The 11,810-nt window shown below is 66.8% G+C and carries 11 protein-coding genes; 9 read left to right on the top strand and 2 right to left on the bottom strand.

Features of this window, described 5'->3' with window-relative positions; all coding sequences use genetic code 11:
• Positions 1–106: 106 nt before the first annotated feature.
• A complete protein-coding gene (locus QH168_RS13250; RefSeq protein ID WP_280234892.1) occupies positions 107–1,273 on the top strand; it encodes a thiolase family protein in 1,167 nt (388 codons plus the stop codon).
• On the opposite strand, the gene QH168_RS13245 is transcribed toward QH168_RS13250, so the two are convergent.
• A complete protein-coding gene (locus tag QH168_RS13245) occupies positions 1,274–1,858 on the bottom strand; it encodes a helix-turn-helix domain-containing protein (RefSeq protein ID WP_280234891.1) in 585 nt (194 codons plus the stop codon).
• A 91-nt stretch (positions 1,859–1,949) separates the two neighbouring features.
• Here QH168_RS13245 and QH168_RS13240 point away from each other — a divergent pair, with 91 nt between their 5' ends.
• The 8 genes from QH168_RS13240 (at position 1,950) to QH168_RS13205 (ending at position 10,747) form a co-directional block, all read left to right on the top strand.
• Positions 1,950–2,546: a class I SAM-dependent methyltransferase gene (locus QH168_RS13240; RefSeq protein ID WP_280234890.1), complete on the top strand. Its 597-nt coding sequence runs from the start codon at positions 1,950–1,952 to the stop codon at positions 2,544–2,546.
• Positions 2,547–2,652: 106 nt separating this feature from the next.
• The gene (locus QH168_RS13235; protein WP_280234889.1) at positions 2,653–4,722 is read left to right on the top strand and encodes a CocE/NonD family hydrolase; all 2,070 of its coding nucleotides are present in this window, start codon (positions 2,653–2,655) and stop codon (positions 4,720–4,722) included.
• Positions 4,723–4,798: 76 nt separating this feature from the next.
• The gene (locus QH168_RS13230) at positions 4,799–5,806 is read left to right on the top strand and encodes an adenylate/guanylate cyclase domain-containing protein (RefSeq protein WP_280234888.1); all 1,008 of its coding nucleotides are present in this window, start codon (positions 4,799–4,801) and stop codon (positions 5,804–5,806) included.
• A gap of 81 nt (positions 5,807–5,887) precedes the next feature.
• A complete protein-coding gene (locus tag QH168_RS13225) occupies positions 5,888–6,670 on the top strand; it encodes an RluA family pseudouridine synthase (RefSeq protein WP_280234887.1) in 783 nt (260 codons plus the stop codon).
• Between the two features lie 146 nt (positions 6,671–6,816).
• A complete protein-coding gene (locus QH168_RS13220) occupies positions 6,817–7,602 on the top strand; it encodes a metallophosphoesterase (RefSeq protein WP_280234886.1) in 786 nt (261 codons plus the stop codon).
• 280 nt (positions 7,603–7,882) lie between these two features.
• Entirely contained in the window at positions 7,883–8,875 is a 993-nt protein-coding gene (locus tag QH168_RS13215; RefSeq protein ID WP_280234885.1) for a Rieske 2Fe-2S domain-containing protein, read from the top strand.
• Positions 8,872–10,269, top strand: coding sequence for a cytochrome P450 (locus tag QH168_RS13210; RefSeq protein ID WP_280234884.1), 1,398 nt, complete (start codon positions 8,872–8,874; stop codon positions 10,267–10,269). The genes QH168_RS13215 and QH168_RS13210 overlap by 4 nt, the downstream gene beginning before the upstream one ends.
• Before the next feature lie 4 nt (positions 10,270–10,273).
• Positions 10,274–10,747, top strand: coding sequence for an SRPBCC family protein (locus tag QH168_RS13205; protein WP_280234883.1), 474 nt, complete (start codon positions 10,274–10,276; stop codon positions 10,745–10,747).
• Here QH168_RS13205 and QH168_RS13200 read toward each other — a convergent pair.
• Positions 10,744–11,799: an AraC family transcriptional regulator gene (locus QH168_RS13200; RefSeq protein ID WP_280234882.1), complete on the bottom strand. Its 1,056-nt coding sequence runs from the start codon at positions 11,797–11,799 to the stop codon at positions 10,744–10,746. The two genes, QH168_RS13205 and QH168_RS13200, sit on opposite strands and share 4 nt — an antisense overlap.
• Between the last annotated feature and the right edge of the window lie 11 nt (positions 11,800–11,810).

Genomic DNA, 11,810 nt, shown 5'->3' with positions numbered 1-11,810 from the left:
GACCACATCGAGGATGAAGCGATGACCCGGAAGACCGCGAATCTGTGTTAACTTAACACGGAATGGTCATTAACTTGGCCGGTCGGCTCGGAGTCAGGAGTTGGTCATGGAGACCGCGGTCATCGTCGACGTCGTGCGTACCCCGTCGGGTAGAGGGAAGGCCGGTGGCGGGCTTTCCGATGTTCATCCGGCCACACTGCTGGCGGGTGTGCTGTCGGATCTACTCGGCCGCAATGATCTCGATCCCGGGCTGGTCGATGATGTGATCGGTGGCTGTGTCACGCAGAGTGGCGAACAGGCGTTCAATATCAGCCGGACGGCGGTGCTGGCGGCGGGGTTCCCGGAATCGGTGCCCGCGACCACCGTGGACCGGCAGTGCGGTTCGAGTCAGCAGGCGGCGCATTTCGCAGCACAGGGCGTCATATCGGGTGCCTACGATATCGCGATCGCCTGCGGTGTCGAATCGATGAGCCGGGTGCCGATGTTCTCCAACGCCGCCGGCCAGGACGCCAACCGCGGGCCCATCGCCCAGCGCTATCCGGAAGGCCTGGTACAGCAGGGCATTTCCGCCGAGCTGCTGGCCGCCCGCTGGAAGCTGGACCGGGCCCGGCTCGACGAATTCGCCGCCCGCTCACACCGATTGGCGGCCGAGACCGCGGCATCCGGCGGCTTCGACCGTGAACTGGTCACCGCGGGACGGCTGGATGCCGACGAAACCATTCGCGCCACGACGACCGTCGAGAAACTCGCCGGACTGAAACCCGCCTTCACCGATGAGACCTACCGGCAACGGTTCCCGGAGATCGAATGGTCGATCACCGCGGGCAACTCGTCGCCACTCACCGACGGCGCCTCGGCCGCGCTGATCATGAGCGAGCGGATGGCGAACAAGCTCGGCCTGCGCCCGCGGGCACGGTTCCATTCGTTCGCCGTCGTGGGCGACGATCCGCTGCTCATGCTCACCGCGGTGGTCCCGGCCACCCGCAAGGCTTTGGACCGGGCGGGGCTGAGCATCGATGACGTCGACGCCTACGAGGTCAACGAGGCCTTCGCTCCGGCGCCGCTGGTGTGGCAGCACGAACTCGGCGCCGACCCGGCCAAACTGAACCCGCGCGGCGGCGCCATCGCCCTCGGCCACCCACTCGGCGCCTCCGGCACCCGCATCCTGGCCACCATGGTCAATCATCTGGAGCAGACCGGCGGCCGCTGGGGACTGCAAACCATGTGCGAGGCAGGCGGTTTGGCGAATGCCACCATCATCGAGCGGCTGTGATCATTCGGGCCGGTAACGGGCCCTGATATGGAAACGCTCGCCCTGCGGTCCGTAGATGCTCAGGTATTCGACAGGATTGTCGTCGGCATTGCCGAACCAATGCGGTAGGTGGGTGTCGAATTCGGCGACCTCACCCGCGGTGAGCACCATGTCCCGGTCGCCGAGGATGAGGCGCAGTTTGCCGTTGAGCACGTAGAGCCAGTGGTAGCCCTCATGGGTGCGCGGATCGGGTTCCCGATCGGCGGGGCGTCCGGCGAGGATCTGCTTCCAGGCTTGCAATCCGCCGGGCTTGCGGGTCAGCGGCACGACCGTCTGGCCGTTGCGGGTGAACGGGCGCGCGTACACGCGGGGATCGCCGGTTTCCGGCGCGTTGACCAGCTCGTCCAGCGGCACCTGATGCGCCTTGGCCAGCGGCAACAGCAACTCGAGACTGGGTTTGCGCTGCCCCGATTCCAGCCGCGACAGCGTGCTGACCGGGATGCCGGTCAGTTCGGAGAGGGCCGCCAAGGTGGTGCCGCTGCGGCGACGCAACTCGCGCAGCCGCGGCCCGACCGCGTCGATCACCTCATCGAAGTCCCGATCCATACCGATATTGCAGTTCTGGCAAATTTGTTTGTCAAGTCTGCATGGTTGCTCGCATTCTGGTCCTGCCACCACCGAGGGACGGAGACACGCGATGGACCAGCAGTTCTGGGATGAGATGTACGGCAGCCGCGAGCAGTTGTTCAGCGGTCTGCCCAACGATGTGCTGGTCACCGAGGCGAGTGGACTCACACCGGGGCAGGCGCTCGACGTCGGCTGCGGTGAGGGCGCCGATGCGCGCTGGCTGGCCGAACAGGGCTGGCAGGTGACCGCGGTGGATGTCTCGCAGGTGGCGCTCGAACGTGCGGCGGCGACCAACCGCGAGGTGTCCTGGTCCCATGCCGACCTCACCACGACGCCACCACCGGCGGATTCCTTCGACCTGGTCTCCGCGCACTACTTCCCGATCGAGCTGGAACCCGAGCACGCCACGGTGCGCGGCCTGATCGATGCGGTCGCGCCCGGCGGCACGCTGCTCGTCGTCGGCCATGATCCGGCCGACTTCCCACCCGATGACGACCACGGCTTCGATCCACGCGACTACTACCTGCCCGAGCAGATCGCCGACCTGCTCGGTGACGACTGGACCGTGCTGGTGAATTCGACCCGCCCCCGTACCCGCCCCGGCCCGCCGGGAACCCATCACACCAGCGACGTCGTGCTGCGCGCCCAGCGCAAGCCCATCGGCTGACATCCCCGCCGCCGCTGGCGAGTCCTCCCCAGGTTTCCAGAGCACATTGCTATGGTCTGGGTCACATGTGCGCCGGACGCGAAAACCATGAGGCGGAGGGGTGTCGATGCGGTTGACCCGGCGGGTCCAGGGTGTGGCGGCAGCGTTCGTGATCCTGTTCACCGGCGGGGCGGCCGGAGTGGCGACCGTGACCGACCGCGAGGTCGCCTACGAGACGCCCGCACCCGCCGTCGCGCCGGACGAACTGGCACGGCAGTGGACCGACACCCATGACGGGCCGCAGCCGTATCCGGATGTGCACATCGACTGGGATGTGCCGATCACCATGAGCGACGGCGTGGTGCTCAAGGCCAATGTCTACCGGCCGATCCGCGCCGACCGGCAGGTCGAGACCGCGCCGCTGCCGACGATCGTCAACCTCACGCCGTACACGAAACTCATGACCAACCTGATCGATTCGGCCGTCTCCATGCCCGGGTTGCAACAGCTCACCATGGATCTGGTCGGCCGGATCAACCTGTCGGGCACCCCGGTCAGCGGGTTCGAGGATCTCCTGCACGCCCTCGACGGCGGCACCATCCAGACCGTACTCGGCTTGGACCGCAAGCTGATTCGCAGCGGATACACCCAGGTCGTCGCCGATGTGCGGGGCACGGGATTCTCCCAGGGCACCTGGAACACCCTCGGCGAGCGCGAACAACTCGACACCCGTGAGGTGATCGACTGGGCGGCCGCCCAACCCTGGTCCAACGGCCGGATCGCGATGAGCGGCGGTTCCTACTCGGGTATCAACCAGTTGCGCGCGGCCGAGAATCCGCCGCATGCACTGCGCGCGATTTTTCCGGTGGAGCCGGGCAGCGACCTCATGCGTGATGTGGTGGCTCCCGGCGGCGGTATCGGCACCACCTTCCTGCCGATGTGGCTGAACTCGGTGAACAATGCGAAACTGCTGCCCGATATCGGCTCGATGCTCGACGGCACCTTCGACTGGCGCTGGTTCAACGACCGCAGACGCGATCCGCTCACCAATGTCGATCTGCTCGCCCAGGCCCTGCTCACACCGTCACTGCACAATGTTCCGCCCGCGCTGTCGGCCGCACTGGATGAGAACAGCGCGTTCCGCGAAGGCATCCTCGGCCACCCCGACCGGGTCGGTGTGCCCGCCTTCGTCTACGGCGGCTGGCACGACATCTTCGCCAACAGCGCCACCGCCCTCTACAACGCCATACCGCTGCCCGCGGACCGGAAGAAGCTGGTCGTCGGCGATACCTATCATGCGAATCCCGGTGCGGGCACCGGTGTTCCGGGCGCACCGGCCCGCCTCGACGTACTCCAGCGGGCGTGGTTCGACCACTGGCTCAAGGACATCGACAACGGCATCACCGGATTCGGACCCGTTACGGTGTGGCAGCAGGGCGGCGGCTGGGTCACCCTCGGCGAATTCCCGCAGCCCGGTATGACGCATCGCCGGGTGTATCTGTCCGGTGCGCCCAGCGGCACCACCCGCGACAGCCTGCACGACGGTTCTCTCACGGCGGCGCCCGCGGGCGAGACCACGCGCCTGACCGTCGCGCCCGGACTCACCACCGCGTGCTCGCGCGACGCCGCGCAGGGCTCGGCGGGAATGACCGCCGTGATCGATGCCTGCGCCAAGGATTCCCGGATCGCCGAACGCAACGGCCTGACCTTCACCAGCGCCGAGATCACCGAGCCGACAGTGATCTCCGGGCCGATCAACGTCCATCTCAATACCGTGCACGATGCCACCGACGGGTACTGGAACGTCACCGTCAACGATGTCGCGCCCGATGGGACCTCGACGGTGCTGTCCACCGGTCAGCTCACCTCCTCGCTGCGCGCCATCGACGACGCCAAGAGCACCCGGTCCGCCAATGGCGACCTGACCGCGCCGCACAATCCGATCACCCTGGACAGCATGCTGCCGGTGCCGCCGGGTGAGCCGATCGCATTGGATATCGCCGTCATCCCGACCCAGGCGATCATCCAGCCGGGGCATCGGCTGCGGGTGGACGTCTTCGCCGGGAACTCGCCCAAAGCCCTGGCGTTTCGGCCGATGCTCAATGCCAGCGAACTCAAACCGCAGCATCTGGTGCTCGACCCGAACGCGCCGAGCTTCGTCAACCTGCCGACCGATCGACCTGTCACCTTCGGGTAGCGGAGATTTCGTGTGACGCCACAATGTCACCGCGACCCCTCGTTCGCCGGGGCCGGAATCCGTAAGGTTTAGCCCCATGGTGTCGCCCGAAATGTCGCAACTGGTGCAGTCGGTCGTCGAGACATACCTGCTCGGTGGCACCCGGCGCTACACCCGCGACGATGTGGCCGAGCGGTCCGGTGTTGCGCCGGAGGTATCGCGGCGGCTGTGGATCGCGCTCGGTTTCCCGGCGGGCGGCGAGGAGCCCACGCTCGATTACACCGATGCCGATGTGCGCGCCGTCCGCGATTTTCGTGAGCTCGGCGTGCTGGCCTCGGCCGATATGCGGCAGCAGGCGGCGACCGCCCGCACCATGGGCCAGGCGATGGCGCGGCTCGCGGAATGGCAGGTTGATCTGGTGCTCGACGAGATCACCCGCCGGGTGGCCGCCGCCGATCCGGGCGCCGATCCGGCCGAGGTGGCCAGACAGGCCACCGAGGCGACCGTGCCGATCCTGGAAGAACTACAGGTCTACGCCTGGCGCAGGCATCTGGCCGCCGCTATGGCCCGCTCACTCGACGGTGCTGGCACGGCCGCCGATTCCACGCGGGAGCTGGCCGTCGGCTTCGCCGATATGGTCGGCTACACCCGGCTGACCAGGCATCTGCATCCGGATGAGCTGTCGACGCTGCTGGAGGCGTTCGAATCGACGACCACCGCCGCCATCACCGAGAACGGCGGCTGGGTGATCAAGAACGTGGGCGATGAGGTGATGTACGCCGCCGAGACCCCGCTGGCGGCCGCGCGCATCGCGCTGACGATTCAAGAGACCACCATGACCGTCGGCACCACGCCGGAGTTGCGCGTCGCGGTCGCCTATGGCCCGGTCCTCCAGCGATTCGGTGATCTCTACGGCTCCGTGGTGAACATTGCCGCACGGCTCACCGGCGTCGCCCGGCCCGGCACCGTTCTGATCGATGATGCGGCAGCCGACGAACTGGCCGGTGAACCCGAATTCGCCATCCGCCATCTGCGCAGTGTGCGGGTGCGTGGATTCAACCGGCTGCGGCCCCATCTGCTGCGCCGCAACAACAAGGGCCGCTGAGCACGCCCTCGTCTGCTGCCTCCGCTGGAGGAGTTGCCGCGGCACGCCAGACCCGGTCACGTTCTCGTCTAGGCTCGGCCGGTGGATATCGACTGGCCCGACCTGCGTGAACGCTGCCGCCTCGATGAGGACGAGGCGATCGTGGCGTTGAACAAACCCGCGGGCATATCGGTGACCGGGGAACGGCACGACACCGATATCGTGCAGGCCGCCGCGGCCGCGGGTGAGACGTTGTATCCGGTGCATCGCATCGACAAGGTGACCTCCGGTGTGGTGCTGCTGGCCAAGGATCTCGCCGCGCACGGCCAGTTGACCAGGCAGTTCAACAAGCAGACCGCCCGTAAGACCTACCTGGCGATAGTCGCGACACCGGCCGAGCAGCTGCCCGACACCGGCACCATCGATCTGCCGTTGAGCGTCGGCCGCAAGAACCGGGTGCGGATCGCCGCGCCACGGGAGAGCATCCGGGTCGCCGACGACCGCTGGTTCGTCGAGTCCGCCGATCTGCTCGACACCAAGAACTACCCGTCCACCACCCGTTTCGCGACCGTCCTTCGCCACGGTGCGCACACCGTCCTCGCGCTACGCCCGGTCACCGGCCGCCGTCACCAGATCCGCGTGCACCTCGCCTGGATCGGCCACGCCATCACCGGTGACCCACTGTTCGACAAATCCACCGCCCACGACCGCACCTATCTGCACTCCTGGCGGCTCGGCCTGGCCGCGGACTGGCGCACCCCACCCGAGCTGAACCTGGAGGCGCCGCCGGGCGAGTCGTTCTGGGCGCCGATCGCCTCGGCGTCCGATGATCCGGCCGAGCTGCTACAACGGGCGGCCGAACGACTGGGTGAAAGTTCAACATGACTCGCCCCACATTTTTCGGAGTTGGGCGATCGAGGTGGTGAGCCTCATGGCGACAACGATTCCGCTGGTCAACTAGCCTGATACCGGCGCTGCGGGAGGTGCGGTGCACGCTGTTTCGCAATGGAGCGATCCCCCAGAGAAAGCGGATGGGCATGATCCTGGTGGCTCAGGTCAGCGACACACATTTCGATCTCGGACCCCGCAATGTCGAACGTGCGGAGCGGGTGATGGCCTACCTCGCCGACCTACGGCGCCGACCGGACGCGATCCTGGTGACCGGCGATATCACCGATTCCGGCAAGCCCGATCAGTACGCCGAGGCGCGGATCGCGTTGCAGGCCGATATCCCCGTCTACGCGATCCCCGGCAACCATGACGACCGCGCCGCCTTCCGCGAAGTGCTGCTCGGGGAGCCGCCGTCGACGGCACCGATCAATCGCACCCACCGCGTCGGCCCGCTGACCCTGGCCCTGCTCGATTCCAGCGTGCCAGGCGAGCCGGGCGGGCGGCTCACCGACGACACCTACGACTGGTTGCGCGGGGTCCTCGCCGAGGCCCCCGTCGACGCACCGATCCTGCTGGCGCTGCATCATCCGCCCGCACACCTGTTCAGCCCGGTGGTCGACGAGATCGCGCTCGCCGAACCGGAGCGTCTGGCCGAGATCGTCGCGGGCGACGACCGCGTTCTCGGCGTGCTCACCGGCCACGCGCATTCCGCCGCGACCACCACGTTCGCGGGCAAACCGCTGCTGATCGGACCGAGCACCGCGTCGGTGCTCGGCGGTGAGTGGGAGCTGGCGCTGCCCGATCATGTGATGGACTATGCGCCGGACCCCGCGGTCGCACTGCATGTGATCGACGAGAAACACCGTCTGACAACACATTTCCGCAGCGTTCCGATGGGTGGATGGATAGGCATCGCACCGATCTGAACGGGCGAGGCTCACTCGTCATCGAAAGAAGCGGGAAGCATTATCGGCGTTCACACGTACCGCGTATCGCCACCGGCGGTAATTCGTAAAACGAATATATGACCCGAGAACGAGTCCGGTAAACGCACCGGAAATATAGTCGATACCTCCTGGCTACCGCCGCATCACCCTGGCGCAATATTCCCAATATTGGGAATTGACGCAGGAATGAGCGTTCTCTTGGAAGGTCTATCCTCGCTGCTCTAACCAAGATTCATACGTGGTTGTCCAGGAAGTACGCATGCCACCCTTTCCGCCGTCGTCGGCTCTGCACGCCCGTCAACCGATTGCCCGACTGGAATCACCACACGGATGGTTCGCAGTCGGCTGGAGCCGCGAATGTCGCCCCGGATCCGTCTTCACCACCCAGCTGAATTCCCGTGAGATCGTCGTATTCCGCACCGAATCCGGCACACTCGTCGCCGCCGATGCCTATTGCCCACATCTCGGCGCACATCTGGGGCATGGCGGAAAGGTGGTGCGGGAAGAAATCCGCTGCCCGTTCCACGGATTCCGCTTCTCGGCCACCGGCGCCTGCACGCACAACCCGTACGGCACACCACCGCCCGCCGCGCGGCTCGGCACCATCCCGGTTCTCGAACGCTACGGCGCGATCCTGGTCTATTCCGGCCCGGAGGCGACACCCGCATGGGAACCACCCGACGACGACAGCTCGCAATGGCGCGGCCTGTTGGTGGGCAGCCATCATTTCCAGGGACATCCACAGGAAGTCACCGAGAACAGTGTCGACCTGGGCCATCTGCGCATCCTGCACGCGTTCGGCGAGGTACGGGCGACCCAGCCGCTGACTGTCGACGGCCCGCTGCTGCGGGCCGGTTACGGCATCCGCCGACGGCTCATCGGCCGGATCGAGATGGACGCGACCTTCGATCTGGTCGCCGCCGGTCTCGGTGTATCGATCGTCGAACTGACGTTGCCCGCGTTCCACGTTCGGCTGCGCCTGCTCGTGCTGCCAACACTCGTCTCCGGCGGGAAGGTCGTGCTGCGGCTAGCGGTCAGCGCGCGACGCAGCCGAAAGGTGCTGAGCACGGTGCTTTCGGCCATCCTCGCCCGCGTGACCCTGGTGGCCTTCTCGCAGGAAGTGCGCAGGGATATCGACATCTGGCGGCACAAAACCTATCTCGCGCGGCCCGCGATCGCCGACGGTGACGGCCAGATCGGCCGATACCGCCAATGGGTCCGGCAGTTCTACTCGATGGATGGAGCACTGTGAACACTCGGCTCGAGCGGGTCCCGCTCCAGCGCGCTGCCCTGGCCACCGGGGCGGCGGCCGGACTTCTCATGTGGCGCGGATGGCGCGCGCACTGCCGTCCACCGGAGGTGCCGCACGGATTCCGCGCCGCACCACTGGCACGGATCGGCGCGGATGCGATCCCGATCATCGGCGTCGTCTCGCGGTTGCACAATGTGGTGACCCGGCCGGTGGAGATGGTGCACGATGCCGCCCGCGTGCACGGCAGCGTCTTCACCCTGCGCGTGCCGACCCGGTTCGATCTGACCTATCTGACCGATCGCGCGGCCTACGATCAGGTGCTCGCCCTGCCCGCCGAGCACGCCATGATGGGCCCGGTCTTCGGCAATGTCCCGACCGTCGGCTTCTGGTTCCCGCGCCGGCACAGCGATCACGATTCGCTCCAGGATCTCGCGCTCACCGGTAAGCGGATCATGGCGGGCCTGCTGGCGCCGCATCGTGTCACGACCCTTGCGCCGCTGACCGAGACGGTGATGGCAGCCCATATCGACAGTTGGGGACCAACCGTCGATATGGCCGAAGCGTTCCCGCGGGCGATCTACGAGATCTCCGGACGGTACTTCGCCGGAGATGAATTCTGGGACCGCTACGGCGCCAGGGTCACCCCGCTGATGCGGGCGATCGCCGATGGCATCGAGGTGCCGCGTGCCACGCTGGCGGTGACCCCGGCGCGGTGGTTCATGCGTGAATACCGCGCCACCAAACGGCTGGCCGCAATCCTTCGGGAAGCCGCCGAGACGATGCCGGACTGCCTGCTGTTCCGGTCGATTCGAGCGGCGGGCGTCGCCACCGGAGACGCGGCCTGGATGGCGATGTACGTGCTGTGGAACGCCGTCACCTATCCGGGCAGCTACGGGCTGTGGACGCTGCTGGATGTGGTGTCTCGTCCCCAGGTGTACCGGGCGGCCACCTCGGCCGATGATCCGGTGACCTATCTGAGCTGGTGCCTCTGGGAGACGATCCGGCTGAATCCGGTGTCGTCGCTGGTGCGCGCGTTGAGCAAGCCGTTCACCTATGAGCAGGACGGCGTGGCCTACCATCTGCCCGCCGGAACCATCGTCGGGGTCGCGCCGTCGCTGCTCAATCAGGATCCGAATGTCTGGGACCATCCCGGCCACTACCGTCCGGAACGGTTCGCCGACCTGAACAATCCGCGTCGCGCGCTGTTCGGTTCCGGCCCGTTCGGCTGCGTCGCTGGCGAATTCTCGCGTCAACTGGTGGCCGAGGTATGCGCGCAGATCCTGCGCAGCGCGGAGATCAGATTGCTCGACGGCCTACCGAACCGGCAGTGCCGGGTCCACCTGGCCTATCCGGACCGACCCATCCCCGTGGCACGTATGCCGATCGGAGCGTGATCGGATGCGCCGCACAGGTTTCGAAGTGTCGGTCGTCGTACCGGCGGAACCCGATACGGTCCGCGACTTCCTGGCCGATCTGCGTGAATCCCCCCGGATCCATCCGCTGATCGTTCGGGTGGACCCGCTTGCCGAGCGCATGCCCGGTATCGCCAGGTACCGGATACGCGACCGGATGCGCATGGGCCCGATGACCATCGCCTTCAGCTATCTGGTCGAGACCACCCGCACCCCGGAAGGCGACATCGTCTCCGACGCCTACCAATTCCCCCGCATCCACCTGCACAACGTCACCTCCTTCACCCCGGTCGACGACGGAACCCTCGTCCACGAACAGGTCACCATCACCGCACCACGGTTGCTGGTGGCGACAGTCCGCCGTGAAGGCGCCCGCGCCCACCGCACGATGATGGACAACCTGGCGGCGGAACTGGCGAATGCGGCCTGCGGACCGGAATTCGAGGACAGACCTCGCTAGTTCAGGACGCGGGTGCGTGATCTCCGGTAAGCGGCGGGGGTGGTCCCTGTCCAGCGTTTGAACGCGTAAATGAACGTCGACGCCTCCGCGTATCCCAATCGGATCGCCACGTCGCTCACCGATAGTGGTGTGGTGCTGAGCATTTCCTCGGCGAGGGCGCGGCGCATTTCGTCGAGGAGGGCGCGGTAGCTGGTGCCCGCGGCGTCGAGGTGGCGGCGCAGGGTTCGGGTGCTCATATTGAGATCTCGTGCCACCGAATCGATTCCGGGTGGGGCGGCGAGGCCGTCGGTGCCGCCGTGTGGGACCAGGCGCGACCTGACCTCGGCGGCGATGCCGGTGCGGGCGCGGCGGCGGTGTACCAGGTCACGGCATTGGGCCAGGCAGATGGCGAGAGTGTGCTCATTGGCCTGTGGCAGCGGTTGGTCGAGGGTGTGCGGATCGAGCGCGAACAGGTTGTGCGGGCGGTCGAAGCGCGGCCGGACCACCGTCACCTCGGCGATCCGGTCGGCGTAATCCGGTTCGGGAAAGGCGAACTCGGCTCTGGTCAACGGCATATGGTGGCCGAGCAGATCGCTCATCACCTGATGCATCGCGGTGACGTCGCGTTCGATGAGGAACTGACGCACGTCGGCGGGCACCGATTCGGCGTGGATCCGTGCCACGAACTCGGTGTCGAGCAGTTCGGTCACCGGTAGGCAGAAGGTGAAGCTCAGATCCAGATAGCGCAGCGCGAACGCGATGGCCTCCCCCAGCGTCGGACTGCTGATACAGGCGAAGCCGAAGATACCGAAGGTGGTGATCCGGTAGCGCTGCCCGACCTCGACCCCCAGCGCGGGCCGGTCCGGCAGCGCGCGGACCAGATTGCGGACCACCGTGAGTTCGGTGCGCGCGTCGATCTGAGCGTCGGGATCACGCAGTAGCCGCTCGGTGAGCGCGGTGCCGTCGAGCATCCGTTCCACCGCGACACCCTGCTCACCGGCATAACCGGTGAGCAGGGCGACGCTGGCCACACCGCGCGGAAAATCCCAATCGCGCACCGGACTGTCCACCATGGCAGCCAGTA

The organism is Nocardia cyriacigeorgica, from assembly GCF_029868385.1.
Taxonomy (GTDB): Bacteria; Actinomycetota; Actinomycetes; order Mycobacteriales; family Mycobacteriaceae; genus Nocardia; species Nocardia cyriacigeorgica_F.
Note: the sequence above shows the minus strand (reverse complement) of the source record. Positions and strands in the feature narration are given on the sequence as shown.